Here is a 25,675-nt window from a genome sequence, read left to right on the forward strand (position 1 = left end):
TATGCCAACAAGCGGTGAGGCAAGGCAGCCGAACTCCGGGACGCCAGAACGAAGGAGTCCAGAGCTGCAGCAGCGCCCCCGCCATGCACGAACGTGTCGCGCATGCACTCCGCAATCGTGACCAATTGCCCGACAATCCTCCGGTGCAAACCCGTCATTTCGCCCAGCTCGTGGGCCTCTCTGCCCTCTGGGGCGCTTCCTTTCTCTTCCTGCGCATTGCCAGTCCCCTGCTGGGGCCGCCCGTGATGGCGACCAGTCGCGTGCTGCTGGCCACGGCCACGCTCGCGGTGCTGATGTGGTTGCTGCGCGAACCCTGGCCCTGGCGGCACTGGCGCGAGCTGTTCCGGCTCGGCCTGCTCGCGCTGGCCGCGCCCTTCCTGCTCTACGCCTGGGCGGCGCTGCGGCTGCCCGCCGGCTACAGCGCCCTGCTCAACACGACGGTGGTGCTGTTCGGCACCCTGGCTTCTGCCTGGTTCGGGCAGGACACGCTCACGGCCCGCAAGCTGATCGGCTGCGTCATCGGCTTCGTGGGTGTCGGGCTGATCCTGCAGCTCGGCCCGGTGGCACCGACGGCCGAGACGCTCATGGCGGCCCTGGCCTGCATCGCGGCCGCGGCGTGTTACGGCGTCTCGACGCCGCTGATGAAGAAGGCGACCGAACACATGCAGCCGCTGGCGATCGCGACCGGCATCAGCGCCGCGGCATTCGTGATGCTGCTGCCGGCCGGGATCTGGGGTCTGCCGCAGGCGCATTTCACGCCCACGGCCATGGGCGCACTGCTGGTGATGGGGGTGGTGACCTCGGGCCTGGCCTACTGGCTGAACCTGCGCATCATCCGCCACGTCTCGCCGGTGGCGGCGACCAGCCCGGCGTTCCTGATCCCGGTGTTCGGCGTGACCTGGGGTCACCTGTTCCTGGGCGAGACGCTGTCGTCGGGCATCTTTGCCGGTGGTGCGCTGGTGCTGGTGGCGACCGCGCTGGTGACCGGCTTCAACCCGCTGCGCCGCCCGCTGCCGGCCGAGCCGCCGCCCTGAGGCTGCGGGCCCGACCGGTCCGCGGGGCGGCCGGGGCCACGCTCAGGCGGTGGCGGGTGCGGCGGCCGGCGCCGCGTGGGCACCACCGAGGAACAGGCGCTCGATGTTCGGATCGGCCAGCAGTTCGCCCGCGGGCTTGTGCAGCACCAGCCGGCCCGACTCCAGCGCGATCGCGTAGTCGGAGATCTTGAGCGCGCTCTTGACGTTCTGCTCGACCATCAGCACCGTCACGCCCTGCTCGTTGGCCAGGCGGCGCAGCAGGCGGAACACGTCCTGCACCACCAGCGGCGACAGGCCGATCGAGGGCTCGTCGATCAGGATCACCTTGGGCCGCAGCAGCAGCGCGCGGCCGATCTCCAGCTGCTTCTGCTCGCCGCCCGAGAGGCTGGCGGCGGCGCTGTGCAACCGCTCCTTGACGCGCGGGAACATCTCCAGGATTTCCGGAATGCGCTCGTGCGTGGTCTTCATGCCCAGCGTGATGCCACCCAGCTCCAGGTTCTCGTAGACCGAGAGCTGGCCGAACAGGTTGCGGCCCTGCGGCACGAAGGCCACGCCCGCGGCCAGCAGTTCCTTCTGGCTCCAGCCCGCGATGTCCTTGCCGTCCAGCAGGATGCGGCCCTGGCGCGGCTTGAGCAGGCCGAACAGCGTCTTGAGCGCGGTCGACTTGCCCGCGCCGTTGGGGCCGAGCAGCAGCGTGATGGAGCCGCGGTGGGCCTGGAAGCTGAGGTTGTTCAGGATCATGAAATCCTTGTACCCCGCGACCACGTCGTCGAATTCGATGCAGATGTCTGACATGGGGTCGTCCTTTTCAGCTGCCCAGGTAGGCGTCGAGCACCTGCTTGTTGGAACGGATTTCATCGGGCGTGCCGATGGCCATCACCTGGCCCTCGACCATCACCATGATGCGGTGGCACAGGTCCATCACGAAGTCCATGTTGTGTTCGATCACGACGAAGGAGCTGCGCTTGCCGAAGCGCGGGTTGCGGTTCAGGTCTTTCAGCAAGGTGCTGATGCCGCCCACCAGGCTGGGGTTGACGCCGGCGCAGGGTTCGTCGAGCAGCACCAGGTCGGGCTCGCTCATGAAGGCCATCGCGATGTCGACCAGCTTCTGCTGGCCATACGACAGCTCGCCGGCCTTCTTGTCGGCCACGTGGCGGATGCGGAACTGGTCGATCAGCGCGTCGGCCTTGGCGCCCAGGCCCGAGTCGCCGGGCGCGAACATGCGGCTGAACATGCTGCCCTTGTGCTCCTGCGCAGCCACGATCAGGTTGTCGCGCACGGTCATCTTGCCGAACACCTGCAGGGTCTGGAAGGTGCGGCCGACGCCACGGCGGTTCAGTTCGAGCGGACCGAGCTTGGTGACGTCTTCGCCGTTGAGCTCGATGCGGCCCTCGTCGGGCGTGATCTGGCCGAGCATCGAGTTGAACAGCGTGGTCTTGCCCGAACCGTTGGGCCCGATCACGCCGAAGATTTCACCCGGCTGCACCTGGAAGCTCACGCCGCCGACGGCCTGGATCGCGCCATAGGCCTTCTTGAGGTGGTGCACCTGGAGCACCGGCGCACCGGCCGGGCGCTCGTGGTGGTGGGCATGCTGGGCCATGGGCTGGCCCGTGGAAGCGGTGCTCGTGTTCATGCCTTGGCTCCCTGGCTGGCGGCCTGTGCGGCGGCGGCACGCGCGGCCGAGGCCTCGCGGGACTGGCGCTTGGCGCGCAGGCGGTCGGGGATGGACAGCAGGCCGTCGGGCAGCCAGATCATCAGCAGCACCACGGCGGTGCCGAAGACAAACAGGTACCAGGCCTGGGCGAAGCGCAGCCACTCGGGCAGGATCACGCCGACGGCCGCGCCGACCACCGGGCCGAGGAAGTAGCCGGGGCCACCGACCACCACCATCAGATACATCATGATCGACGCGCCGACGGTGAACGGTGCCGGCTCGATGAACTGCACCAGCGAGGCGAACAGCGCCCCGGCCACACCGGCGTAGACCGCGCCGATGGCGAAGCTCAGCAGCGTGTAGCTGCGGATGTCGACGCCCAGGCTCTCGGCGCGGATCGGGTTGTCGCGCAGCGCCGTGAACGCCTTGCCCCAGGGGCTGCGCAGCAGGCCCCAGAGCAGCAGCGCCATCAGCACCGTCACCGCCAGCACGAAGTGGTAGTAGGCCAGGTTGCCTTCGAGGCTGAAGCCCAGCAGCGAAGGCCGCGCGATGTTGTTGATGCCGAAGGTGCCGCCAGTCAGCCACTCTTCGTTGCGCATCACCAGCCAGACGGCGGTGTTGAAACCGAGCGTCGCGAAGGCCAGGTAGATGGTCTGCACCCGCAGGGCCGGGAAGCCCAGGATGATGCCGATCACGAAGCACAGCAGCGCGGCGGCGGGCAGGCCGATCCAGAAGCTCAGGCCGGCCTTCATCAGGATCGCCACCGTGTAGGCGCCGATGCCGAAGAACGCTGCGTGGCCCAGGGATTTCTGGCCCGCGTAGCCCACCGTCAGGTTCAGGCCCATGGTGGCGATGATGTAGACCAGCCAGTAGGTCAGCAGGTACAGGCCGTAGCTCTTGAGGAACTGCGGTGCCACCAGGAACAGCAGCGCCGAGGCCACGATCAGCGGAAGGGTGAGCTTGTTCATACCTTGCGCTCCACTTTCTTGCCCAGCAGGCCCTGCGGCTTGAACAGGATCACGACCATGAAGATGACCAGGGCGACGGCGTCCTTGTAGGCCGGCGAGATGTAGGCCGCGGCGAGGTTCTCGCACACGCCCACGATCAGGCCGCCCAGCAGCGCGCCGCGCGAGTTGTTGAAGCCGCCGATGATGGCGGCGAAGAAGGCCTTGTTGCCCAGGCTTTCACCCATGTCGAACTTGGCCAGGTACGTCGGCGTGACCAGCAGCGCGGCGGCCACGGCCAGCACGGCGTTGATCGCGAAGGTGTAGAAGATCATGCGCGGCACGTTGATGCCCAGCACGCTGGCGCTCTCGGTGTTCTGCGCCACGGCCTGCATCGCGCGACCGGTCACGGTCCTGGCGAGAAAGGCCTGTGTGCCCACCACCAGCAGCATGGCCAGCACGAAGGTGCCGATGTCCTGCAGCGTGACGGTGACGCCGGCGATGTTGTAGATCTGGTCGGCAAACAGCGAGGGGAACGGGTGCGCCTCGGCGCTGTAGCCGGCGCGGATGCCGTTGCGCATAGCGATCGACAGGCCGATGGTGGCGACCACGATCGGCATCATTCCGTACTTGAACAGCGGATCGACGACGCCACGCTTGAACAGCCAGCCCAGCACGAAGACCGCGACCAGACAGGCCAGCAGGAAGGCCGGCAGCAGCGGGATGCCGGCGCTGAAGAACGCCAGCATCATGAAAGCCGGCAGCATCACGAACTCGCCCTGGGCGAAGTTGATCGTGCCGCTGGCCTGCCAGAGCAGCGTGAAGCCCAGCGCCGCCAGCGCGTAGATCGCACCGGTGGACAGGCCACTGAAAAAGAGTTGGAGAAAGTCGGTCATCGAAGATCCGTCCTGGGTGTGCCGGGGGCCGGCGCCCGCGCGGAGCGGTCGCCGGCCACTGGGGCAGGTTTACTTCTTGGCCGGTGCGGCGGCGGCAACCGGGTTCAGCGGCGGCAGCGTCTCGACGACGATCTGGCGGCCGTTCTTGACCTCGACCAGGAAGCTCTCGCGGTCCAGGTCGCCGTTCTGGTCGAAGGACACGTCCATGATCACGCCGGGGTACTTCTTGGCGCTGATGGTCAGGCCCTTCATGGCCTGGGCCACCGCCTTGCGGTCGAGCTTGCCGGCCTTCTCGATCGCGGCCTTGAGCACGTACACGCCGGTGTAGCCCTTGATGCCGTTGTGGTCGGAGATGGCGTTGTAGGCCTGGTAGTACTTGGCCTTGAAGGCCAGCATCTCGGGCTTGGGCGCGTCGACGGTCAGACCCACGTGGGCCACGGCGCCGTTGGCGGCTTCACCGGCCAGCTCGATCACCTTCTGGCCGACCAGGGTGGTCTCGCCGATGATGGGCTTGGTCCAGCCCTGCTTGCGCAGTTCGCGCAGGGCACGGGCCGACTCTTCTTCGTTGGTGTAGACGAACACGGCATCGGCGTTGCTCTGCTTGGCCTTGAGCACGGCCGACGAGAAGTCGACCTGACCGGAGTCGGTGGAGATCTCGGCCACGATCTTGGTCTGGGTCTTGCCCAGTTCGCGCTTGATCGCGTCCAGACCGCCCTTGCCGAAGTCGTTGTTCACGTAAACCACGGCCAGGGTCTTGGTCTTGGCGCCGATGTAGCGGGCCAGCTTGGGGAACGAGAAGTTCTGGCCGAAGGCGGTGCGGAACACATAAGGGTTGCCCTGGGCGGTGATGGCCGCGGCCTCGCCACCGGTCCAGTTGGGCACTTCGGCGCGGCGCGATTCGGCCATCGACACCATGATCGAGCCGGAGAACACCGGGCCGAAGATGGCGAACACCTCGTCGTCGACCGCCTTCTGCGTCAGGCCCTTGGCGACGCCGGGGTTGGTCTGGGTGTCGCTGGTCACCGTTTCGATCTTCTTGCCCAGGATGCCGCCGGCGGCGTTGATTTCCTTGACGGCCAGTTCCACGCCGTTCTTGAAGTTGGTGCCGGCCGACGCGCCGCCACCCGAGAGCTCGACGATGTTGGCGATCTTGATGACGTTCTGCGCCATGGACAGACCGGAAGCGGCGGCCAGGCTGACGGCCACGAGGCACTTGAGGGCGAATCTTTTCTGCATGTTTGTCTCCTTGGGAACCAGAGGTTGAGGGCAAGCGGGAAGGGAAAGCGTGAAGCGAATGTAGCGATCACCCCCGGCAGCGCACCCGGTGAATCGACTTGAAACGCACGAAAAACGCACATGATTGATCGATCACCGAACGCAACCGGGGTAAGCACTAGGTCGGGCTGGCGCGCGCGCAGGCGTGCCGCGCCGCGAGGTAGCCGAACACCAGGCCGGGGCCGATGGTGATGCCGGGCGCGGTGTAGACGCCGCCCATGATCGAGTGCATGTCGTTGCCCACGGCGTACAGGCCGGCGATCGGCTGGCCGGCGGCGTCGAGCACGCGGGCGTTGCCGTCGGTGGCGAAGCCGGTCGCGGCGCCGATGTCGCCCGGGTAGAGCTTCAGCGCGTAATACGGCGCGGCAGTCAGCGCGCCGAGGTTGGGGTTGCGGGTGCCGGCGGCGGCATCGCCGATGTTCTGCTGGTAGGCGGTGACGCCGCGCTGGAAGTCGGGATCGACACCGGTTTCTGCGTAGCGGTTGATCTTCTGCACGCTCGCCTTCAGGCCGGCGGCGTCGATGCCGAGTTGGCCGGCCAGTTCGTCCAGCGAGGCGCCCTGCGTGAGGTAGCCGTCGGCGAGGAAGGGGGCGAGGTCCTTGGGCGAGGCGCCGGGGCGCACCATGCCGATGCCGTACTTCTGCAGCGCGGTCGCGTCGCAGACCAGGTACGCCGGAACACTGCCGGTGGCCTGCATGGCCATGCCGAACAGGTGGTACGACGTGCTTTCGTTGACGAAGCGCTGGCCGGCCCGGTTGACGGTCAGCATGCCGGGCTTGGCGCGGTCCATCACGAAATGCGGGAACACGGCGGTGCTGCCGTCGGCGCGCTTTCGCAGGGACACCGGCGCCCAGAAGGCGTTGCTCAGGGCGCCCTGCCCGTAGACCGCGCCGGCGCCTTTGGCCAGCGCATGGGCCTCGGCCGTGTGGCCCGGGCCGGCCGGACACCAGGCCATGTCCGCACCCGGCAGCAGCTGGGCGCGCAGTTCCGGGTGGCGGTTGAAGCCGCCCGAGGCCAGCACCACGCCGCCGCGCACCGCGACATCAAGGCGCTCGGTGCCCGCCTTCAGCGTGAGGCCGGTGACACGGCCGGCATCGCGGCGGAAGGTGTCCACGCGGGTCTGCAGCGCGAGCGTCACGTTCGGATGCTTCGAGAGCGAATACAGCAGCCGCGCGATCAGCGCATTGCCCATCACCAGCCGCGTGCCGCGCGGGTGCGACAGCCGGTCCGAGGCGTGGCGCAGCAGGATCTTCAGCGAGTGCTTGAACGACGCGAAGTTCTTGCTGAGCGCCAGCAGGTGGTTGATGTCGGTGCGGTCGACCATCATCCCGCCCAGCACGGTGAACTCGGGAATCGGCGGGCGGATCAGCTTGAACAGATCGCCCAGCAGGCGGCCGTCGAAGGGCTGCGGCTCCAGCGCGCGGCCGCTCAGCGTCGAGCCGCCGAGATCGGAGATGTAGTCCGGGTGCTTGGCGTAGGGGCGGAATTTCACCTCCGTGCGCGTTTCGGCCAGCGTCACGGCTTCGGCGCCGTGGTCCAGAAAGGCCTGACGCAGCGCGGCCGGCGTGCGTTCGCCGATCGCGTTGCTCAGGTAACGCGCGGCCTCGGACAGGGTGTCGGTCGGGTTGACGGTGGCGCTGTGGTGCGTGCCCGGCACCCAGGTCGTGCCGGCCGACAGCGCCGTGGTGCCGCCGACGAATTCGGTGCGTTCGACCAGCAGCACTTTTTTGCCGTCCAGCGCCGCGAACAGCGCGGCGGCCATGCCGGCGCCACCGGCACCGACCACCACCAGGTCGTAGACGGCGTCGACCGGAAGGTCTTTGAGCGTGTTCAGGACTTGCATGGTCATGCTTTGCCCAACAGAAACTCGACCATCAAATCGCGGACGCGCGCAAACATGTCGGCGCCGGTCATGGTGTTGGAGCCCTTCTCGCGCGCAGCGGCGATGAAGGGCGTGACCGCCGGCGCCGTGATGACGCAGCCGCAGAACATGGCGGCGTTCAGCTTCGTCACGTCCAGCGGGTACGGATCGCCGGCTTTCATGCCCACCGGTGTGGCATTGAGCACGAGGTCGAAGCCGCTGGGGTCGGCGCTGCCGTGCGTGACCGGGCATTGGCCCAGACCGGCCAGCCGGTCCACCAGCGCGCCGCGGCGCTGGTCGTCGGGGTCGTGGACCGCGAGCTCGCTCACACCGGCCATCACCAGCGCATGCGCAATCGCCGAACCGGCGCCGCCCGCCCCGACCAGCAGGGCCTTCTTGCCCGCGGGCTGGCAGCCCTTGTCCTGCATCGCGGTGACGAAGCCCAGGCCGTCGAACATGTCGCCGTGCCACGTCCCGTCGGCGTTGCGGCGCATGGTGTTGACCGTGTTCAGGAAGGCGGCGCGGTCGGAGGTGGTGGCGCACAGCGCCGTGCAGGCGAACTTGTGCGGCACGGTGGCAATGATCCCGTCGACGTTCTGCGCCAGCGACACGCCACGCACCCAGTCGGCCAGATGGGCCGGCGACACATGGGCCGGCACGCACACCGCGTCGCGGCCGTGGTCGGCAAAGGCCTGGCTCACGCCGGCGGGGGATTTCACCTGGGCGATCGGGTCGCCCACGATGTAGTGCAGGCGCGTGGCGCCACTCAGGGTCTGTGTCATCTGTCTCGCTCGGATCGTCTGTGGATCGGGTGGTTGGGTCGGATCATATTGAAAAGTGGAATTGTGTTCAAGTATTGAATGTTGTTCTTTTTTTGACTAGACTTCAGGCCGGAGACAACACATGACCCGAAAGCAAATCCCACCACCAGAGGCACCGCCGGGCTGGCTTCGCCAGACGGCTGGTGCCGTCCCCCTTGAGGGGGAAGACGCGCAGCGGCGCAGGGGGTGCTCTCTGCTGGTCATCGGTGCCGGCGCCATCGGCCGCACCCACATCGACCGCATCCAGCGCACGCCGGGTCTGGCGCTGGCCGGCATCGCCGACCCGTCGGACGCCGGCCGCGCGCTGGCCGAGTCGCTGGACGTGCCCTGGGCACCCGACCATGTGAGCGCGCTCGAACAGTTCCAGCCGCAGGGCGCCATCGTCGCCACGCCCAACCCGGCCCACGTGCCGATGGCGCTGGACTGCCTGGCGCGTGGCGTCGCCGCGCTGGTGGAAAAACCGCTGGCCGACAGCGTGGCCGAGGCGCAGCAACTGGTGGACGCCCAGGCGCGCAGCGGCGTGCCGGTGCTGGTCGGCCACCACCGCCGCCACAACCCGATCAACCGCCAGGCGCGCGAGACCATCGCCAGCGGCCAGCTCGGCCGCGTGGTCGGCGCCAACGCCATGGCCTGCTTCTACAAGCCGCAGGGCTATTTCGACATGGCCTGGCGGCGCGAGCCGGGCGGCGGCCCGGTGCTGATCAACCTGATCCACGAGATCGACATGCTGCGTTTCCTCTGCGGCGAGATCGTGCAGGTGCAGGCGCTGGCCAGCAACGCGGTGCGCGGCTTTGCGGTGGAAGACACGGCCGCCGCGCTGCTGCGTTTCGAAAGCGGCGCGCTGGGCACAGTGCTGCTGTCGGACACCGCCGTGGCGCCCTGGTGCTGGGACTTCTGCGCCGGCGAGCAGGACCAGTACCCGCGCCAGGACGTCAACGCCCTCTTCATCGCCGGCACCCACGGCTCGCTCTCGCTGCCCGACCTCTCGCTCTGGCGCTACGAAGGCGAGCGCCACTGGCACCGGCCGCTCACGCGCGAGCAGACCACCGCCCTCAAGGCCGACCCGTACACCCGCCAGCTGCTGCACTTCGCCGCCGTGATCCGTGGCGAAGAGGCGCCGCTGTGCAGCGCGCTGGACGGCCTGCGCACCCTGCAGGCCACGCGCGCCCTGCTCGACGCGGCGGCCAGCGGCCAGTCCGTAACATGCGCGGTTTCGACCTCCTGAACGAAGCGGAACCTCCACCATGAACGGCGTCCTCGAACGAACCCTCGGCATCCTCGAACTGCTCTCGCAACACGGCGAAGGCATGGAGCTGGCCGCCATCGCCGACCGGCTCGACATCCCGCGCAGCGGCGTGCACCGACTGCTGGCCGACCTGGTGCGGCTGGGCTATGTGCGCCAGGCCCGCGGCCACGGCGAGTACCTGCTGACCACCAAGCTGGTGAGCATGGGCCTCTCGTACCTCAGCAACTCCGGCATCGTCGACATCGCGCAGCCCCTGCTCAACCAGCTGGCCGAGATCTCGGGCGAGCTGGTGCGCCTGTCGGTGGTGGACGGTGAGCGCCTGACCTGGGTCGCCCGCGCACAGGGTGCGCGCCAGGGCCTGCGCTACGACCCCGACATGGGTTCGGACGCGCGCCTTTCGTGCTCGTCCTCGGGCTGGGCGCTCATGTCCACGCTCAGCGACGACGCCGCGCTGGCCCTGGTGGCCAAGCAGGGCCTCGGTGCGCCCGAACAGTTCGGCCCCAACGCGCCGACCTCGCTGCAGGCGGTGCTGGCCGCCGTGCACGAGACGCGCGAGCGCGGGTACAGCCTGACGGTCGACACCTACAGCCTGGGCCTGTCGGCCATGTCGGCCCCGGTGCGCTTCGCGGGCCAGCCGGCCATCGGCGTCATCACCATCGCCGGCCCCACGGTGCGCTTCACGCTCGAACGCATGCAGTCCCTGGCACCCGAGCTGCTGTCGATCGCGGCGCAGCTGGCCGCGGCCAGCGGGGCCTCGCCCTTCTTCAACCTCACGGCCGAGACCATCGCCCCAGGCGACGTCAAAGGCCGCAAGCCGATCTACGCCGTCTGAAGGCGTTCACCCCTGTTCATGCCCGACCGGTCACCCGCCTCTTCTCTCCATTGCGACTTGCTGGTGATCGGCTCTGGTGCCGGCGGGCTGGCTGCGGCCGTGACCGCCGCGCATCTGGGCCTCAAGGTCATCGTCGCGGAGAAAGACCCGCAGTTCGGCGGCACCACCGCCTGGTCGGGCGGCTGGATGTGGCTGCCGCGCAATCCGCTCGCCGTCGAGGCCGGCATCGTCGAACCCGTCGAAGAACCGCTGAACTACCTGCGCCACGAACTCGGTGATCGCTTCGACGAAGCCCGTGCCCGCACCTTCCTCGACGCCGCGCCGCGCATGGTGGCGTTCTTCCGCTCGAAGACTGCCTTGCGGTTCATCGACGGCAACGCCATCCCCGATTTCCACGGCCGCACGCCCCACGCGACCACCGGCGGCCGCTCGCTCTGCGCCGCGCCCTTCGACGGCCGCCGCCTCGGCCCGCGCATCGCCGACCTCAAGCCACCGCTGCCCGAAACCACGCTCTGGGGCATGGGCATCGCCTCGGGCGCCGAGCTGCGCCATTTCATCAACGCCATGCGCCAGCCAGCGTCCTTCTGGTACGTGACGAAACGGGTGCTGGCGCACTGGAAAGACCTGCTGGTGCACCGCCGCGGCATGCGCCTGGTCAATGGCAATGCGCTGATCGCTGGCCTCGCCGCCTCGGCGCTGGAAGCCGGCGTGGAGATCCGCACCGCCAGCCCGGCGCGGCGCCTGTTGCGCGATGGCGAACGTGTCACCGGTGCGGTGCTGAACACCCCCGACGGCCCGGTCGAGGTACACGCCCGCCGCGGCGTCTTGCTGGCCTGCGGCGGCTTCCCGCACGACGACGCCCGCAAGGCCGCCCTGCTGCCGCACGCGCCGACCGGCAAGGAACACCACTCCGCCGCCTCGCGCGGCAACACCGGCGACGGCCTGCGCCTGGGCGAGAGCGCGGGTGGCCGCGTCGGCGCGGATCTGCAGCAGGCGGCGGCGCTGGCCCCGGTCTCGCTGGTGCCGCGCGCCGACGGCAGCTTCGCCCACTTCCCGCACCTGATCGAGCGCGCCAAGCCCGGCCTGATCATGGTGCGCGCCGACGGCCAGCGCTTCGCCAACGAAGCCGACTCGTACCACGACGTGATGCAGTCGCTGATCGCGGCCACGCCGCCCGGCCAGCCGGTGCAGGCCTGGCTGGTGTGTGATCACGGCTTCATGCGCCACTACGGCCTGGGCGCTGCCAAGCCCGCCCCCATGCCGCTGGGCCCCATGCTGGCCAACGGCTACCTCAAGCGCGGCCGCACGCTGGCCGAACTGGCCCAGGCCTGTGGCATCGCGGCCGACGCGCTGCAGGCCACCGTGCAGCGCTACAACACCATGGCCCGCGCGGGCAAAGACGCCGACTTCGCCAAGGGCGAAACGCCCTACAACCGCATGCAGGGCGACGCCGCCTTCGCCGCCGAACGCGGCTGGCCCAACCCCTGCATGGGGCCGCTCGAACGCGGCCCGTTCTACGCCGTGCGCGTGGTCGCCGGCAGCCTGGGCACGTTTGCGGGGCTCAAGGTCAACGCCAGCGCCCAGGTGCTCGACGCGAACAGCCAGCCCATCCCCGGCCTCTACGCCGGCGGCAACGACATGGATTCCATGATGGCCGGCCACTACCCCAGCGGCGGCATCACGCTCGGCCCGGCCATGACGTTCGGCTGGCTCGCTGCGTTTCACGCAGCGGGTATCCCCCCCGCATCGGCTGACGCCGCTACCCCCCCAGGGGGGCGACACCAGCAGCCCGGCGAAGCCGGTTCTGCGGTATCCCTCGACTGAACTCCCCTTCGTTCCAACCTTTCACGGTCCACACCATGCACTACGAACTCGCCACCATGACCCTGCCCTTCGGCACCGCCGCCGCGGCCGCCCAGAACGTGCAGGCCTTCTGCACCGCGCCCGAGGCGAAGGGCGAGCTGCTCGCCTGCTGGTTCACCGACATCGGCCAGCTCAACCAGATGATCGTGCTGCGCGGCTTTTCCGATCTGGCCAGCCTGCAGGCCGAGCGCAATCGCACGCAGCACAGCGCGTCGCCGTTTGGCTGTGGCGAGATCTTCCAGACCCTGGAGCAGCACAGCTACCAGGGCTTTCCGTGGATGAAGCCGGTGCGCCCCAGCGCCGAGAGCGGCATCACCGGCCCGGTCTACGAGATCCGCACCTACGGCATCAAGCCGGGTGGCGTGCAGCCCACCATCGACCTGTGGGAACAGTACGTGCCGCCGCGCGAACAGCTCTCGCCCTGCGTGGTCGCCATGGTCGCGCTCGACGGCCCCCTGCGCTTCACCAACATCTGGGCCTACCCCACGCTGGACGCCCGCTCCAAGGCCCGCGCCGACGCGGTGGCCCAGGGCATCTGGCCGCCCAAGGGCGGGCCGGCGCACTTGACGACGAACATGGTCTCGACCATCGCGCTGCCGACGGCCGTCTCTCCCTTGAAGTGAGCTGAACATGGCCCGTGTCTATTCCCTGGCGTACCTGAGTTCCCACCGCTGCACGCCGCCAGAAGCGGTTCGCATCGCAGCCGCCAACGGCTACCAGTTCGTCGGCCTGCGCCTCTGGCCCAACGCGCCCGGCGCACCGCAGCAGTTCCTGATCGACCGGCCCGATGTGCTCAAAGAAACCCAGGCAGCGATGGCCGACACGGGCGTGGGCATCTTCGACGTCGAGATCATCCGCATCGGCGAAGCCTTCGACCCGCACACCTGGGACGCGCTGTACGACGCCTGCGCGGCGCTCAAAGCCAAAGCCATCCTGGTGGCCGGCGACGATCCCGACGAGGCGCGCCTGACGGCGAACTACGCCCGCCTCTGCGAGGTGATGGCGCCCTACGGCCTCACGGCCGACCTGGAGTTCATGCCCTGGACGGCCGTGAAAGACGCGAAGAGTGCGCTGCGCATCGTGCAGAACGCCGGCACGCCGGCCAACGCCGGCATCCTGGTCGACGCGCTGCACTTCGGCCGCTCCAGCACTACGCTCGACGACATCCGCGCCATCCCGCGCAGCCTGCTGCACTACGCACAGATCTGCGACGCCGTCGCTGGCACCGGCTTCACGACCGAAGAAATGGTCCACACCGCGCGCTGCGAGCGCCTGCTGCCGGGCGACGGAACCATCGACGTGCGTGGCCTGTTCGACGCCCTGCCCGCCGACCTGCCGGTGAGCGTCGAGGTGGTGAACTTCGAGCGCGAGAAGACCGCCGATCCCACGCAATGGGCCGGCATCTGCCTGGCCGCCAGCCTGCCCTACACCGCCCCCCGCTGATTTCATCCGCCGAACCGACAAGAGACAAGACCATGGACTTCGCCCTCAACGACGAACAGAAAATGATGATCGACACCATCCGTCGCTTCATCGCCGAAGAACTGCGCCCACTGGAAGATGCGCTGGAAAACACCGGCGCGCTGCCCGACGCCGACGCCCGCCGCATCCACGCCAAAGCCAAGGAGCTGGGCCTGTACGCGCTCAACATGCCGGCCGAGCTGGGCGGTGGCGGCCTGTCCAACCTGGACCGCATCATTTGTGAAGAGCAGTTCGGCCACACCACCGACATGCTGATCCGCCGCGCCTTCGGCAACGTCTACGAGCCGCTGCTGCACTGCAAGGGCGAGCAGGTGGAGCGCTGGCTCAAGCCCACCGTCGAAGGCACGCGCACCTGCGCCATCACCATCACCGAATCGGGCGCGGGTTCGGACGCAGCCGGCATCAAGACCCACGCGAAACGCAACGCAGAAGGCCGCTGGGTGCTCAACGGCAGCAAGCACTTCATCAGCGACGGCATCTGGTCCGACTTCTTCTTGGTCTCGGCCAAGACGGGTGAAAAAGAGATCAGCATGTTCATGGTGGACAAGGGCCTGCCCGGCTTCACCGTCGGCAAGGACCAGGCCATGATGGGCATCCGCGGCACGCCGCACCTGGAACTGTTCTTCGACAACGTGGTGCTGGAAGACACGGCCCTGCTGGGCGAACAGGGTCAGGGCTTCAAGCTGGCCATGGGCGCGCTCAACGTGGTGCGCCTGGCGCAGGTGGGCGCGCGCGCCGTGGGCAAGGCCACGCACGTGTGCGAGCTGATGCTGGAGTACGCCAACGACCGCAAGCAGTTCAACACCCGCATCGGCGACTTCCAGATGGTGCAGCAGATGCTGGCCGACAGCGTGATCGAGATCAACGCCGCGCGCTGGATGGTCTACCACGCCGCCTGGATGCTGGACCAGGGCTTCGACGCGCGCGAGCAGATCGCCATGGTGAAGGTGCACGCGGCCGAGACGCTGGGCCGCGTGGTGGACCGCGCGGTGCAGGTGTTCGGCGGCATGGGCTTCTGCAAGGAGCTGCCGATCGAGCGCTACTACCGCGACGCGCGCATCTACCGCATCTTCGATGGCACATCGGAGATTCACCGCGGCGTGATCGCCAAGAGCGCGCTCAAGAAGGGCGCGCAGCTCTTCGACGTGAACCGCTGAACGGGGACACACGATGAGCAGCAGCAAGTTCATGACCGCTGCAGAAGCAGCGAACCTGATCCAGGACGGCGACACCGTGGGCCTGATGGGCGGCGGTGGCGGCCTGATGGAAGCGACCCACCTGTTCGAGGCGGTGCAGGCACGCTACCTCGCCACGCAGCAACCGCGCAACCTGACGCTGATACACGCCCTGGGCATTGGCGACAAGAAGACCAAGGGCATGAACTGCTTCGCGCACGAAGGCCTGGTCAAGAAGGTCATCGGCGGCCACTGGGTCTGGTCGCCCGCCATGCAGCAGCTGGCGCTGGACAACAAGATTCAGGCCTACATCCTGCCCGGTGGGGTGAGCAGCCAGCTCATGCGCGAGATCGGTGCCGGCCGGCCCGGCCTCATCAGCCACGTCGGCCTGGGCACGGTCTGCGACCCGCGCTTCGGCGGTGGCCGCATGAACGGCGCGGCGAAAGAAGACCTCGCCGAGGTCATCGCCATCGACGGCCGCGAGTGGCTGCGCTACAAGCCCTTCCCCATCCACGTCGCCATCGTGCGCGCGAGTGCCGCCGACGAGGACGGCAACATCAGCTTCGAACACGAGGCCGCCAACCTCGACGCGCAGTCGCTCGCGCTGGCCGCGCGCAACAGCGGCGGCACGGTGATCGTGCAGGTGAAGGAGCGCCTGCCCAAGGGCGCGCTCAAGGCGCGCGAGGTGCGCATCCCCTCGGCCTGGGTGGACGCCATCGTGGTCGATCCGAACCAGCAGACCAGCTACGCCATCCCCTTCGACCCGGCCTTCAGCGGCGAACTGACCGGCGAGGCACGCGCAGCCAGCGAGGCTGAAGACCACGCACGCGAAGTCGCGGCATCACAGGAAGCCTTCAGCGAACGCCAGGCCGTGGCGCGCCGCGCGCACGTCGAACTCTTCAACACCGGCAAGGCCCGCCCGGTGATCAACTACGGCGTGGGCGTGCCCGACGCGGTGGCCAAGCTGATCGCGGCGCGCAACGAGCAGCACCGCATCTACCAGACCATCGAACATGGCACCTACGGCGGCACGCTGATGGACGGCGTGCTGTTCGGCTACGCGCGCAACGCCACCGCCATGCTCGACGCGGCGACGCAGTTCGACTTCTACGGTGGCGGCGGGCTGGACGTGGCCTGCCTGGGCTTCGGCGAGTTCGATGCGGAAGGCAGCGTCAACGTCTCGCGCCTGGGCGGCGTCACCGTCGGCCCCGGCGGTTTCATCGACATCGCGCAGAACGCGAAGAAGGTGGTGTTCTGCGGCACGCTGGCGGCCAAGGGCGTGAAGCTGCAGACCGGCGACGGCCAGATGCGCGTGCTACAGCAGGGCGGCGTGAAGAAGCTGGTGCAGCGGGTCGACCAGATCACCTTCAGCGGGCCGCAGGGCCTGGTGCGTGGCCAGGAGGTGCTCTACCTCACCGAGCGCGGCAGCTTCCGGCTCACGCCCGACGGCATCGAGCTGTTCGAGATCGCGCCGGGCATTGACCTGCAGCGCGACATCCTCGACCAGATGGACTTCGCGCCGCTGGTGGCGAAAGACCTGCAGGTGATGGACGCGGCGCATTTCCGCGCAGGCTGATCCGCACCGGCCGACCGCCCGCCACGCCGGGCCGCCTCAGCCGCTCATGAAGATGCCGGCACAGACTCCGCGCAACCAGCGGTGCGCGGGGTCGTGGTGCAGCCGCGCGTGCCAGTACTGCTTGACGGTGAAGGTCGGCACCTTCACCGGGCACTTGAACAGCGCCAGCCCGCCGCTGCGAGCCAGCGTTTCGCCGATCTGGCGCGGCACGGTCGCCACCAAGTCGGTCTGCCGGACCACCGTCGCCAGCCCCAGGAAGCCGGGAATCTGCAACAGCACCTCGCGCCGCACCCGCTGCTTCTTCAGCGCCTCCTCCAGCAGGCTGTGGCTGAAGCCGGACAGCACCTCCACATGCACCGCCTCGCGGTAGGTTTTCAGGGGAAGCCGCCCCTGGATGTCCGGGTGGTCGGGATTGACGAGGCAGACGAAGTCCTGCTCGTAGAAGGTCTGTTGGTAGAAGCCCGACTCCAGCCCGGGGATGATGCCCAGGGCGAGGTCGGCCTCCCCGGAGGCCAGGCGCCGGGCGATGCCCTCGTCGATGGGCGTGGTTTCCAGCCGGAGGTGCGGCGCGTGCTGACGCAGGTGCGCCAGCAGGCGGGGCAGCAGCGTGATGTGGCTGGCGTCGGTCATGCACACCCGCAGGCTCTGGCGGGCCAGCGCCGGCACGAACGCCCGCGCCGGCGTGCTGACCTTGCGCAGGCTCTGCAGCGCTTCGGTCACCGGGCCGATCAGTTCCTCGGTCCTCGGGGTCGGTTGCATGGCGTTGCCGCTGCGCACGAAGAGCGGGTCCCCGAAATGCTCCCGCAACTTGGTCAGGCCCACGCTGATGTTGGGCTGGCTCTGTCCCAGCTCGTCCGCCGCCCGGGTCACGCTGCGCAACTGGTAGAGCAGGCTGAACAGCAGCAGCAGCCTGCCGTCGAGCAGCACCGAGGGATCGTGGCTGGTTTTCACTATCAATATTCTTGATTCAGGTCATTCAAGTCAGAGCATAGATTTATTGAGATGCGGTGTCTACACTGCCTCCGGCTCTCAAGAAAACCAACCCCCGCGTACCCGTTCAGACAGGAGACAACCCATGAAAAGACTGATGCTCAAGACCATTCTGGCGATGGCCTCGCTGGCCGCCTTCGGCGCCGCACAGGCCGAAGAGAAGGTCATCAAGTTCGCCGTGCAGAACCCCAAGGGCCACCCGATCGTGATGGGCGTGGACAAGTTCGCCGAGATCGTCAACGCCAAGGCGGCGGGCAAGCTCAAGGTGGTGGTCCATGCGGGCGGCACGCTGGGCAGCGACTTCGCGGTGATCTCCGCGATGCAGGGCGGCACCGTGGAGATGGGCGTGATGAACTCCAGCATCATGGCCGGCACCGTCAAGGAAATGGCGGTGTACGACTTCCCGTTCATGTTTGCGTCCACCAAGGAAGCCGACGCCATCGTCGACGGCGCCTTCGGCAAGAAGCTGCACGCCAAGCTGGAAGAAAAAGGCATGGTCGGTCTGGGCTACTTCGAGCTGGGCTTTCGCAACATCACCAACGGCAAGCGCCCGCTGAACAAGGTCGAAGACATCGCCGGTCTGAAGCTGCGCGTGATCCCCACGCCCATCAACGTGGACTGGGTCAAGGCGCTGGACGCCAACCCCACGCCGCTGCCCTTCCCCGAGGTCTACGCCGCGCTGGAGAACAAGGCCATCGACGGACAGGAAAACCCCTTCACCGTGATCGAGGCCAACAAGCTCTACGAGGTGCAGAAGTACCTCGCCATCACCAACCACCAGTACAACCCGCAGTCGGTGGTGATCAGCAAGAAGTTCTGGGACACGCTCTCGGCCGACGAGAAGAAGCTGCTGCAGGACGCCACCAACGAGGCCTCGAAGTACCAGCGCCAGGAGTCGCGCCAGCAGATGGGTGTGGCCCTGGAAAAGCTCAAGAAGGGCGGCATGCAGGTGACCGAGTTCTCGCCCGCCGAGATTTCCAAGTTCGCGGCCAAGATGGCCCCGGTCTACGCCAAACACGGCGCGGCACTGGGCGAGGTGGTCACCGAACTCACCAACGAGCTCAGCAAGCTGCGCAAGTGACGAGATCCGCGAACATGAAGCCGACGGGTCAGGGACTTCAGGGGCAGACCGCCGTGGTGACCGGCGGTGTGCGCGGCATCGGCCTGGGCATCGCCCGGCGCCTCGCCCAGGAAGGCTGCAAGGTGGTGGTCTGGGACCGCGACATCGCGGCCTTCGACACCATGCAGGCCGGGTTTTCCCCGGTCCACCTGCAGCCGGTGGATGTGAGCGACGCCGCCTCGGTCCAGGCAGCCTACGAGCAAACGCATGCGACGGTGGGCGACTTCCAGATTCTGGTGAACAACGCCGGCATCAACGGGCCGGTGCTGCCGGTGACCGACTACCCGCTGGACGCCTGGAGCCGCGTGCTGGCGGTCAACCTCAACGGCGTCTTCTACTGCACCAAGGCCGCGCTGCCGCACATGAAGGCGGCGGGCTACGGGCGCATCGTCAACGTGGCCTCGGCCGCCGGCAAGGAAGGCGTGCCGGGCATCGCCGCCTACGCCGCGTCCAAGCACGGCGTCGTCGGCTTCACCAAGAGCCTCTCGCGCGAACTCGCCGAGTCGGGGGTGCTGGTCAACTGCATCGCCCCGGTGATGACCGAGACCGACCTGATGAAGGAAATGACGCCCGAGCACATCGCGGCCTCCAAGGCCAAGATCCCGATGGGCCGCTTCCTGCAGATCGACGAGATCGCCGCCATGGTGGCCTGGGTCGCCAGCCCGGAGTGCAGCTTCACCACCGGCTTCACCTTCGACCTCTCGGGCGGCCGCGCCAACTACTGATGGCCACGTCCATGCACGCACTGGGCATCGCCCCGCTCACGCACCTGGAGCTGTCGCCCGCCGACATGGTCGGCAACGCGCGGGACGCGGGCTACGACTTCCTGGGCCTGCGGCTGGTGCCGGCCACGCCCACCGAGCCGCAGCACGACTGCCGGCCCGGCTCTGCGCTGCTGCGGGAGACCCTCGCCCGGCTGCGCGACAGCGGCCTGCGGCTGATGGACATCGAGATCTTCCGCCTCAAGCCGGAGACGGACGTGGGCGCCTACGAACCGCTGCTGGAAGCCGGCGCCCTACTCGGCGCCCGCCATGCGCTGGTGGCCTTCCAGGACAGCGACCCCGGCCGCCTGGGCGAACGATTCTTCGCCTTCAGCGAACTGGCCGCGCGCCACGGACTGGGCGTGGATGTGGAGCCGACCCCCTGGTACGAGGTGTCCACACTGGCCGACACCGCCGCCCTCATCCGCGCCTCGGGCGCCAGGGACGCCGGCATCGTGGTCGATGCGATCCACTTCGACCGCGCGGGCGAAAACCCGCAGACGCTGGCGGCGATCGATCCAGCGTATTTCCGGTACGCGCAGCTGTGCGACGCCCCCGCCGAGCGGCCAGGCGACATGGACACACTGCTGTTCCAGGCCCGCGCCGAGCGGCAGATCCCCGGCGACGGCGGACTGCCATTGCGAAGCCTGCTCGCCGGCCTGCCCCCGGGCATCGCGCTGAGCCTGGAGGTGCCGATGCAGTCGCTGGCCCGGCGGCTGGACGCAGGGGAGCGGGCCCGGCGCCTGCTCGAACGCACCCGGTCGTTCCTGGCGCGCACCGGGGACCACGCCCCGCGCGCCTGAGCGCCCGCCGGACCTGCGTCAGGCTACCGCGGCGGATGGTCGCAACCTATACTCGCGGAATGAACGAACCAGTACATTCCAAGAGACAAGCGGTTCGCGGCAAGGCCAACGAAGCCAAGTCCACCACCCGCACCAACGACCCCGAGCGCACCATGGCCAACATCCTGGAGGTGGCCATGAAGGAGTTCGCGGAGAAGGGTCTGGCGGGTGCGCGCATCGACCAGATCGCCGACGAGACGCACACCTCCAAGCGCATGATCTACTACTACTTCCAGAGCAAGGAAGGCCTGTACCTGGCCGCGCTGGAAGAGGCTTACCGCCGCGTGCGCACCACCGAGGCCGAGCTCAACCTCGACGATCTCGACCCCGAGGCCGCGCTGCGCCGGCTGGTCGAATTCACCTTCGACCACCACGCCGGCAACGAGCCCTACATCCGCATGGTGGTCTCGGAAAACATCAACCGCGGCCAGTTCCTGGCCCAGAGCAAGAGCATCCAGGCACTGAACCTCAAGGCCATCTCCGCCATCGAGAAGCTCTACGCCCGCGGTGTCGAGATGGGCATCTTCCGCCCCGGCCTGGACCCGATCGACATCCACGCCTCGATCTCGGCGCTGTCCTTCTTCAACGTCTCCAACCGGCACACCTTCGGCCTGATCTTCAAGCGCGATTTCGCCAGCCCCACGGTGGCGACGCTGCGCCGCGCCTCCATCGTCGAGATGGTCGTCCGCTTCGTGAAGAAGTAGATCCCCCTGCGCCGCTGCGCGGCATCCCCCAGGGGAACCGCGCCTGTGGTCCGGCCAAGCCGGTTCCAAGGCACGCATGGTTAGGGTTTTCACCAATCTCAAAAAACTAACCAGTTCGTACATTACAGCTTCCAACGATTCCGGAGACATCCCTTGGTCCAGAAAATCATCAACGCCTACTGCCGCCTGCTGGGTGCGCTCATGGTGATCTCCCTCTTCGCCATGGTCGTCATGGTGTTCGGCAATGTGGTGATGCGCTACGGCTTCAACTCCGGCATCACCCTCTCGGAAGAACTCTCGCGCTGGCTCTTCGTCTGGATGACCTTCCTGGGCGCCGTGATCGCGCTCAACGAACGCGGCCACCTGGGCACCGACTCGCTGATCGTCCGCCTGCCGGTCGCCGGCCAGAAGCTCTGTCTGGGCGTCTCGCTGCTGCTGATGCTGTTTGTCTGCTGGCTGATCTTCAAGGGTTCGCTGGAGCAGACCAAGATCAACTGGGAGTCCACCAGCGCCGTGATGGAAACCTCCATGGGCTACTTCTACGCCAGCGGCGTGGCGTTCGCCGTGCTCGCCGCTCCCATCCTGCTGCTGAACCTGTTTCGCCTGCTGACCGGCCAGATGGCCGACAGCGAGCTGATCGGCATCCGCGAATCCGACGACATGCCCCACGGCGACCCGCACGCCTGAACCTGCCCCGGAGACACCCCAAATGACCATTGCCATCTTCCTGGGCTCCCTCATCGCCGCGATGATGATCGGCGTGCCCATCTCCTTCTCGCTGCTGCTGTGCGGTGCCGCGCTGATGTGGCACCTGAACATGTTCGACGCGCAGATCCTGGCGCAGAACCTGATCGAAGGTTCGAACAGCTTCCCGCTGCTGGCCGTGCCCTTCTTCATGCTGGCCGGCGAAATCATGAACGCTGGCGGACTGTCCAAGCGCATCGTGGCCTTCGCCATGTCGCTGGTCGGTCACGTGCGTGGCGGCCTGGGTTACGTGGCCATCATGGCCGCCGTGATCATGGCCTCGCTCTCGGGCTCGGCCGTGGCCGACGCCGCCGCCCTGGCCGCGCTGTTGCTGCCGATGATGCACACCGCCGGCCACGACAAGGCCCGCTCGGCCGGCCTGCTGTCCGCCGCGTCCATCATCGCCCCGATCATTCCGCCCTCGATCGGCTTCGTGATCTTCGGCGTCGCCGCCAACGTCTCGATCTCCAAGCTGTTCATGGCCGGCATCGTGCCCGGCGTGCTGCTGGGCGTGGCGCTGTGCTTCACCTGGTGGTGGGTCGCCCGCAAGGAAAACGTCAAACCGCCGACCCGCAAGACCCGCGCCGAGGTGTTCCAGGCGCTGCGCGACGCCGCCTACGCCCTGGGCCTGCCCTTCATCGTCATCGTCGGTCTGAAGTTCGGTGTGTTCACGCCGACCGAAGCGGCCGTGGTCGCCGCCGTCTACGCTTTGCTGATCTCGCTGCTGGTCTACCGCGAACTCAAGATCAGCCAGCTCTACGGCCTGTTCCTGGCCGCCGCCAAGACCACCGCCGTGATCATGTTCCTGGTCGCCGGCGCCATGGTCTCGGCCTGGCTGATCACGGTCGCCCAGCTGCCCACCCTGATCGTGGAACTGCTGCAGCCGCTGCTGGGCAGCCCGACGCTGCTGATGTTCGCGATCATGATTCTGGTGATCGTGGTCGGCACCGCGATGGACATGACGCCGACCATCCTGATCCTGACCCCGGTGCTGATGCCCATCGTCAAGGCCGCCGGCATCGACCCGGTGTACTTCGGCGTGCTGTTCGTGATGAACAACGCCATCGGCCTGATCACGCCGCCGGTGGGCACGGTGCTCAACACCGTGGCCGGCGTCGGCAAGATCAGCATGGACGAAGTGACCAAGGGCGTCTGGCCTTTCATGATCGCCCAGTTCGGCCTGATGTTCCTGATGGTCCTGTTTCCCCAGATCGTGCTGGTGCCGCTGCACTGGTTCTATTGATCCCGCAGGTTTCGACACCCTTGCCCTGAACGGGCACGCCAAGGCAAGGGCCCTTCTTTCTCGCGTCCCATCCCGTTGCAGGAGACATTTCATGAAGCGTGTGTTCATCAAGACTCTGGTGGCCGTGGCCGCCCTGGCCACGGTCGGCATCGCCGCCGCCCAGGAAAAGGTCATCAAGTTCGCCAACCAGAACGCGGCGGGTCACCCCATCGTACAGGGCATGGAGAAGTTCGCCGAGCTGGTCGCGGCCAAGTCCGGCGGCAAGCTCAAGGTCACCGTGTTCCCCAGCGGCCAGCTGGGCAGCGACCAGGCCAACGTGTCGGCCCTGCAGGGCGGCACGCTGGAGATGGCCTCGATGAACTCGGGCATCTTCGCCAGCCAGGTCAAGGACTTCGCCGTCTTCGATCTGCCTTTCATGTTCTCCAATGGCAAGGAAGCCGACGCCGTGGTCGACGGTCCCTTCGGCAAGAAGCTGCACGCCAAGCTGGAAGAAAAGGGCATGGTCGGTCTGGCGTACTACGAGCTGGGCTTCCGCAACATCACCAACAGCAAGCGCGCCATCACCAAGGTGGAAGACATCGAAGGCCTGAAGCTGCGCGTGATCCCCAACCCGATCAACGTCGACTGGGTCAAGGCCCTGGGCGCCAACCCCACGCCGCTGCCCTTCCCCGAGCTGTACGCCGCGCTGGAACAGAAGGCCGTCGACGGCCAGGAAAACCCGGTCGCCACGATCTGGGGGGCGAAGCTGCAGGAAGTGCAGAAGTACATGACCCTGACCAACCACCAGTACAACCCGCAGTCGGTGGTGATCAGCAAGAAGTTCTGGGACAGCCTCTCGGCCGACGAGAAGAAGATCCTGCAGGACGCCGCCAACGAGTCCGCCAAGTACCAGCGCCAGCAGGCCCGCGCCTCGGTCGCCAGCACGCTGGACAACCTGAAGAAGGCCGGCATGACCGTGTCCGAGCTGCCCCCGGCCGAGCTGAGCAAGCTGGTCGAGAAGATGAAGCCCGTGATCACCAAGCACGCCGCCAACGTGGGTGAAGGCACGGTGTCCGACCTGCTCGCAGAACTGGCCAAGGCACGGAAGTGATGCATCAACCGGGCGCTGCGGCGCCCGGTTTATGCTCCTCGGTCACCCTACTCGCCCTCCCGCCATGAAAAAGATCCTGATCCTCAACGGCCCCAACCTCAACCTGCTCGGCACGCGCGAGCCCGCCCAGTACGGCTACACGACGCTGGCCGATGTCGAGGCGTTCTGCAAGGCCCACGGCGAGAAGATCGGCTACGAGGTCGAGTGTCTGCAGAGCAACTGGGAAGGTGCGCTGATCGACAAGATCCACGAAGCGGGCCGGCTGTTCAAGGCCGGTGAACTGCTGGGCGTGGTGATCAACCCCGGCGCGCTGACCCACACCTCGATCGCCCTGCACGACGCCATCAAGGGCGTGGACCCGCTGCCGGTGATCGAGTGCCACATCTCCAACGTGCACGCGCGCGAAGAATTCCGCCACCACTCCTGGGTGTCGCCCGCCGCCGCCGGCATCGTGGTCGGCTTCGGGGTCGACGGCTACCTGGTCGCGATGGACGGCCTGGTGCGCAAAACCGTGAACTCGGCCGCCACCAAGAAGCCCTGATTTCCCTGTCCGCGGCGTCGGCGACGTCTGCGGGTTTACCCGTAATTTGCGCGATTAACGAACGATATCGTTCGCTGAATAAACAAAGCAAACCCGCCAGACCGCCCGTTTGCCGCCCCGCGCTCCTACAGTCCCGCCCACCATGATCAACGGCAACACCGAACTCATCGCCCACATCGGCTACCCGACACACTCGTTCAAGTCGCCGATGATCTACAACCCCTTCTTCGAGAAGGAAGGGATCAATGCGATCGTCGTGCCCATGGGCTGCAAGCCCGAGGACTACCCGGTCTTCCTCAAGAGCGTCTTCACGCTGACCAACATCCGCGGCGCGCTGATCACCATGCCGCACAAGGTCGTCACCGTGGGCCTGCTCGATGAGGTCACGCCCACTGTGCGCGTGGCCGGCGCCTGCAACGCGGTCAAGCGCCTGCCCGACGGCCGCCTGGTCGGCGACCAGTTCGACGGCGCCGGCTTCGTGCGCGGCGTGATGCGCAAAGGGCTCAGGCTTGACGGCGCGCGCGTGCTGGTGGTCGGCAGCGGCGGCGTCGGCTGTGCCATTGCCGCCTCGCTGGCCGGTGCGGGCATCGCCGCCATCAGCCTCTTTGACGTCAACACCGCCTCGGCCGAGGCCCTGGGTCAGCGCATCCGCGACAACTACCCGGCGATCGAGGTGAAGACCGGCAGCAACGACCCCGCCGGTTTCGATCTCGTGGTCAACGCCACGCCGATGGGCATGAACGAAGGCGACCCGCTGCCGCTGGACGTGGCGCGCCTGGACCCGAAGACCTTCGTCGGCGAGGTCGTCATGCGCACCGAGATGACCGCCTTCCTGACCGCCGCTGCCGCCAGAGGCTGCAAGGTGCAAGTGGGTTCCGACATGCTGTTCGAGATGATTCCCGCGTATCTGGAATACTTCGGCTTCCCGACCACGACCGCCGACGTGCTGCGTTCGGTGGCCCGCCTCAGCTACTGATGCAC

The 25,675-nt window shown here is 67.5% G+C and carries 25 protein-coding genes; 17 read left to right on the plus strand and 8 right to left on the minus strand.

Annotated features, from left to right (window positions below; genetic code table 11):
* Positions 1-143: 143 nt before the first annotated feature.
* Positions 144-1,034, plus strand: a complete 891-nt coding sequence (locus ACS5NL_RS15380) for a DMT family transporter (protein WP_439354798.1) — start codon at positions 144-146, stop codon at positions 1,032-1,034.
* A 42-nt stretch (positions 1,035-1,076) separates the two neighbouring features.
* On the opposite strand, the gene ACS5NL_RS15385 is transcribed toward ACS5NL_RS15380, so the two are convergent.
* The 7 genes from ACS5NL_RS15385 to ACS5NL_RS15415 form a co-directional block, all read right to left on the minus strand.
* A complete protein-coding gene (locus ACS5NL_RS15385) occupies positions 1,077-1,829 on the minus strand; it encodes an ABC transporter ATP-binding protein (protein ID WP_439354799.1) in 753 nt (250 codons plus the stop codon).
* Positions 1,830-1,842: 13 nt separating this feature from the next.
* Positions 1,843-2,634: an ABC transporter ATP-binding protein gene (locus tag ACS5NL_RS15390; protein ID WP_439354955.1), complete on the minus strand. Its 792-nt coding sequence runs from the start codon at positions 2,632-2,634 to the stop codon at positions 1,843-1,845.
* A gap of 29 nt (positions 2,635-2,663) precedes the next feature.
* Positions 2,664-3,656 carry a branched-chain amino acid ABC transporter permease gene (locus ACS5NL_RS15395; protein WP_439354800.1) on the minus strand — a complete coding sequence of 331 codons (993 nt, stop codon included), beginning with the start codon at positions 3,654-3,656 and terminating at the stop codon, positions 2,664-2,666.
* On the minus strand, positions 3,653-4,528 hold the full coding sequence (locus ACS5NL_RS15400) for a branched-chain amino acid ABC transporter permease (protein ID WP_439354801.1): 876 nt from the start codon (positions 4,526-4,528) through the stop codon (positions 3,653-3,655). The genes ACS5NL_RS15395 and ACS5NL_RS15400 overlap by 4 nt, the downstream gene beginning before the upstream one ends.
* 69 nt (positions 4,529-4,597) lie before the next feature.
* Positions 4,598-5,764 (minus strand): ABC transporter substrate-binding protein, encoded by a 1,167-nt coding sequence (locus ACS5NL_RS15405; RefSeq protein ID WP_439354802.1) that lies wholly within the window; start codon positions 5,762-5,764, stop codon positions 4,598-4,600.
* Between the two features lie 157 nt (positions 5,765-5,921).
* A complete protein-coding gene (locus ACS5NL_RS15410) occupies positions 5,922-7,646 on the minus strand; it encodes an FAD-dependent oxidoreductase (RefSeq protein ID WP_439354957.1) in 1,725 nt (574 codons plus the stop codon).
* A gap of 2 nt (positions 7,647-7,648) precedes the next feature.
* On the minus strand, positions 7,649-8,446 hold the full coding sequence (locus ACS5NL_RS15415; RefSeq protein WP_439354803.1) for a shikimate dehydrogenase family protein: 798 nt from the start codon (positions 8,444-8,446) through the stop codon (positions 7,649-7,651).
* Between the two features lie 121 nt (positions 8,447-8,567).
* Between ACS5NL_RS15415 and ACS5NL_RS15420 the strand changes: the two genes are divergently transcribed.
* Genes ACS5NL_RS15420 through ACS5NL_RS15450 form a run of 7 tightly spaced genes read left to right on the plus strand, consistent with a single transcriptional unit; the run spans position 8,568 to position 16,659 of the window.
* Positions 8,568-9,710 (plus strand): Gfo/Idh/MocA family protein, encoded by a 1,143-nt coding sequence (locus ACS5NL_RS15420; RefSeq protein WP_439354804.1) that lies wholly within the window; start codon positions 8,568-8,570, stop codon positions 9,708-9,710.
* 19 nt (positions 9,711-9,729) lie between these two features.
* Complete coding sequence (locus ACS5NL_RS15425; RefSeq protein ID WP_439354805.1) at positions 9,730-10,563, plus strand: IclR family transcriptional regulator; 834 nt, start codon at positions 9,730-9,732, stop codon at positions 10,561-10,563.
* 18 nt (positions 10,564-10,581) lie between these two features.
* Positions 10,582-12,387, plus strand: a complete 1,806-nt coding sequence (locus tag ACS5NL_RS15430; protein ID WP_439354806.1) for an FAD-dependent oxidoreductase — start codon at positions 10,582-10,584, stop codon at positions 12,385-12,387.
* A 35-nt stretch (positions 12,388-12,422) separates the two neighbouring features.
* Complete coding sequence (locus ACS5NL_RS15435; protein WP_439354807.1) at positions 12,423-13,049, plus strand: NIPSNAP family protein; 627 nt, start codon at positions 12,423-12,425, stop codon at positions 13,047-13,049.
* Between the two features lie 7 nt (positions 13,050-13,056).
* On the plus strand, positions 13,057-13,869 hold the full coding sequence (locus ACS5NL_RS15440; RefSeq protein WP_439354808.1) for a sugar phosphate isomerase/epimerase family protein: 813 nt from the start codon (positions 13,057-13,059) through the stop codon (positions 13,867-13,869).
* A gap of 32 nt (positions 13,870-13,901) precedes the next feature.
* Positions 13,902-15,065 (plus strand): acyl-CoA dehydrogenase family protein, encoded by a 1,164-nt coding sequence (locus ACS5NL_RS15445; protein ID WP_439354809.1) that lies wholly within the window; start codon positions 13,902-13,904, stop codon positions 15,063-15,065.
* A 13-nt stretch (positions 15,066-15,078) separates the two neighbouring features.
* Positions 15,079-16,659 carry an acyl CoA:acetate/3-ketoacid CoA transferase gene (locus ACS5NL_RS15450; protein ID WP_439354810.1) on the plus strand — a complete coding sequence of 527 codons (1,581 nt, stop codon included), beginning with the start codon at positions 15,079-15,081 and terminating at the stop codon, positions 16,657-16,659.
* Between the two features lie 36 nt (positions 16,660-16,695).
* Here ACS5NL_RS15450 and ACS5NL_RS15455 read toward each other — a convergent pair whose 3' ends face one another.
* Positions 16,696-17,610 carry a LysR family transcriptional regulator gene (locus ACS5NL_RS15455; protein WP_439354811.1) on the minus strand — a complete coding sequence of 305 codons (915 nt, stop codon included), beginning with the start codon at positions 17,608-17,610 and terminating at the stop codon, positions 16,696-16,698.
* Positions 17,611-17,734: 124 nt separating this feature from the next.
* Here ACS5NL_RS15455 and ACS5NL_RS15460 point away from each other — a divergent pair, with 124 nt between their 5' ends.
* The 9 genes from ACS5NL_RS15460 to ACS5NL_RS15500 all read left to right on the plus strand — a co-directional run bounded on the left by ACS5NL_RS15460 (position 17,735) and on the right by ACS5NL_RS15500 (position 25,670).
* Positions 17,735-18,730, plus strand: coding sequence for a TRAP transporter substrate-binding protein (locus ACS5NL_RS15460; protein WP_439354812.1), 996 nt, complete (start codon positions 17,735-17,737; stop codon positions 18,728-18,730).
* A 14-nt stretch (positions 18,731-18,744) separates the two neighbouring features.
* The gene (locus tag ACS5NL_RS15465) at positions 18,745-19,494 is read left to right on the plus strand and encodes an SDR family NAD(P)-dependent oxidoreductase (protein ID WP_439354813.1); all 750 of its coding nucleotides are present in this window, start codon (positions 18,745-18,747) and stop codon (positions 19,492-19,494) included.
* Complete coding sequence (locus tag ACS5NL_RS15470) at positions 19,494-20,333, plus strand: sugar phosphate isomerase/epimerase family protein (protein ID WP_439354814.1); 840 nt, start codon at positions 19,494-19,496, stop codon at positions 20,331-20,333. Before ACS5NL_RS15465 ends, ACS5NL_RS15470 begins: the two co-directional genes overlap by 1 nt.
* Positions 20,334-20,392: 59 nt before the next feature.
* A complete protein-coding gene (locus ACS5NL_RS15475) occupies positions 20,393-21,076 on the plus strand; it encodes a TetR family transcriptional regulator (RefSeq protein WP_439354815.1) in 684 nt (227 codons plus the stop codon).
* Between the two features lie 153 nt (positions 21,077-21,229).
* Complete coding sequence (locus tag ACS5NL_RS15480; RefSeq protein WP_439354816.1) at positions 21,230-21,763, plus strand: TRAP transporter small permease; 534 nt, start codon at positions 21,230-21,232, stop codon at positions 21,761-21,763.
* A gap of 22 nt (positions 21,764-21,785) precedes the next feature.
* The gene (locus ACS5NL_RS15485; protein WP_439354817.1) at positions 21,786-23,063 is read left to right on the plus strand and encodes a TRAP transporter large permease subunit; all 1,278 of its coding nucleotides are present in this window, start codon (positions 21,786-21,788) and stop codon (positions 23,061-23,063) included.
* Between the two features lie 91 nt (positions 23,064-23,154).
* Positions 23,155-24,153 (plus strand): TRAP transporter substrate-binding protein, encoded by a 999-nt coding sequence (locus ACS5NL_RS15490; protein ID WP_439354818.1) that lies wholly within the window; start codon positions 23,155-23,157, stop codon positions 24,151-24,153.
* Positions 24,154-24,217: 64 nt separating this feature from the next.
* The gene (aroQ, locus tag ACS5NL_RS15495; RefSeq protein WP_439354819.1) at positions 24,218-24,694 is read left to right on the plus strand and encodes a type II 3-dehydroquinate dehydratase; all 477 of its coding nucleotides are present in this window, start codon (positions 24,218-24,220) and stop codon (positions 24,692-24,694) included.
* Positions 24,695-24,836: 142 nt separating this feature from the next.
* Positions 24,837-25,670 carry a shikimate dehydrogenase family protein gene (locus ACS5NL_RS15500; protein ID WP_439354820.1) on the plus strand — a complete coding sequence of 278 codons (834 nt, stop codon included), beginning with the start codon at positions 24,837-24,839 and terminating at the stop codon, positions 25,668-25,670.
* Positions 25,671-25,675 lie beyond the last annotated feature (5 nt).

Source organism: Hydrogenophaga sedimenti (genome assembly GCF_051857515.1).
Lineage (GTDB): Bacteria > Pseudomonadota > Gammaproteobacteria > Burkholderiales > Burkholderiaceae_C > Hydrogenophaga.

What these genes read in the sequence shown, in the direction of transcription:
- ACS5NL_RS15385 (WP_439354799.1), bottom strand. Translation starts at nt 1,829, where the DNA reads ATGTCAGACATCTGCATCGAATTCGACGACGTGGTCGCGGGGTACAAG.
- ACS5NL_RS15390 (WP_439354955.1), bottom strand. Translation starts at nt 2,634, where the DNA reads ATGGCCCAGCATGCCCACCACCACGAGCGCCCGGCCGGTGCGCCGGTG.
- ACS5NL_RS15395 (WP_439354800.1), bottom strand. Translation starts at nt 3,656, where the DNA reads ATGAACAAGCTCACCCTTCCGCTGATCGTGGCCTCGGCGCTGCTGTTC.
- ACS5NL_RS15400 (WP_439354801.1), bottom strand. Translation starts at nt 4,528, where the DNA reads ATGACCGACTTTCTCCAACTCTTTTTCAGTGGCCTGTCCACCGGTGCG.
- ACS5NL_RS15405 (WP_439354802.1), bottom strand. Translation starts at nt 5,764, where the DNA reads ATGCAGAAAAGATTCGCCCTCAAGTGCCTCGTGGCCGTCAGCCTGGCC.
- ACS5NL_RS15410 (WP_439354957.1), bottom strand. Translation starts at nt 7,646, where the DNA reads ATGCAAGTCCTGAACACGCTCAAAGACCTTCCGGTCGACGCCGTCTAC.
- ACS5NL_RS15415 (WP_439354803.1), bottom strand. Translation starts at nt 8,446, where the DNA reads ATGACACAGACCCTGAGTGGCGCCACGCGCCTGCACTACATCGTGGGC.
- ACS5NL_RS15420 (WP_439354804.1), top strand. Translation starts at nt 8,568, where the DNA reads ATGACCCGAAAGCAAATCCCACCACCAGAGGCACCGCCGGGCTGGCTT.
- ACS5NL_RS15425 (WP_439354805.1), top strand. Translation starts at nt 9,730, where the DNA reads ATGAACGGCGTCCTCGAACGAACCCTCGGCATCCTCGAACTGCTCTCG.
- ACS5NL_RS15430 (WP_439354806.1), top strand. Translation starts at nt 10,582, where the DNA reads ATGCCCGACCGGTCACCCGCCTCTTCTCTCCATTGCGACTTGCTGGTG.
- ACS5NL_RS15435 (WP_439354807.1), top strand. Translation starts at nt 12,423, where the DNA reads ATGCACTACGAACTCGCCACCATGACCCTGCCCTTCGGCACCGCCGCC.
- ACS5NL_RS15440 (WP_439354808.1), top strand. Translation starts at nt 13,057, where the DNA reads ATGGCCCGTGTCTATTCCCTGGCGTACCTGAGTTCCCACCGCTGCACG.
- ACS5NL_RS15445 (WP_439354809.1), top strand. Translation starts at nt 13,902, where the DNA reads ATGGACTTCGCCCTCAACGACGAACAGAAAATGATGATCGACACCATC.
- ACS5NL_RS15450 (WP_439354810.1), top strand. Translation starts at nt 15,079, where the DNA reads ATGAGCAGCAGCAAGTTCATGACCGCTGCAGAAGCAGCGAACCTGATC.
- ACS5NL_RS15460 (WP_439354812.1), top strand. Translation starts at nt 17,735, where the DNA reads ATGAAAAGACTGATGCTCAAGACCATTCTGGCGATGGCCTCGCTGGCC.
- ACS5NL_RS15465 (WP_439354813.1), top strand. Translation starts at nt 18,745, where the DNA reads ATGAAGCCGACGGGTCAGGGACTTCAGGGGCAGACCGCCGTGGTGACC.
- ACS5NL_RS15470 (WP_439354814.1), top strand. Translation starts at nt 19,494, where the DNA reads ATGGCCACGTCCATGCACGCACTGGGCATCGCCCCGCTCACGCACCTG.
- ACS5NL_RS15475 (WP_439354815.1), top strand. Translation starts at nt 20,393, where the DNA reads ATGAACGAACCAGTACATTCCAAGAGACAAGCGGTTCGCGGCAAGGCC.
- ACS5NL_RS15485 (WP_439354817.1), top strand. Translation starts at nt 21,786, where the DNA reads ATGACCATTGCCATCTTCCTGGGCTCCCTCATCGCCGCGATGATGATC.
- ACS5NL_RS15490 (WP_439354818.1), top strand. Translation starts at nt 23,155, where the DNA reads ATGAAGCGTGTGTTCATCAAGACTCTGGTGGCCGTGGCCGCCCTGGCC.
- aroQ (WP_439354819.1), top strand. Translation starts at nt 24,218, where the DNA reads ATGAAAAAGATCCTGATCCTCAACGGCCCCAACCTCAACCTGCTCGGC.
- ACS5NL_RS15500 (WP_439354820.1), top strand. Translation starts at nt 24,837, where the DNA reads ATGATCAACGGCAACACCGAACTCATCGCCCACATCGGCTACCCGACA.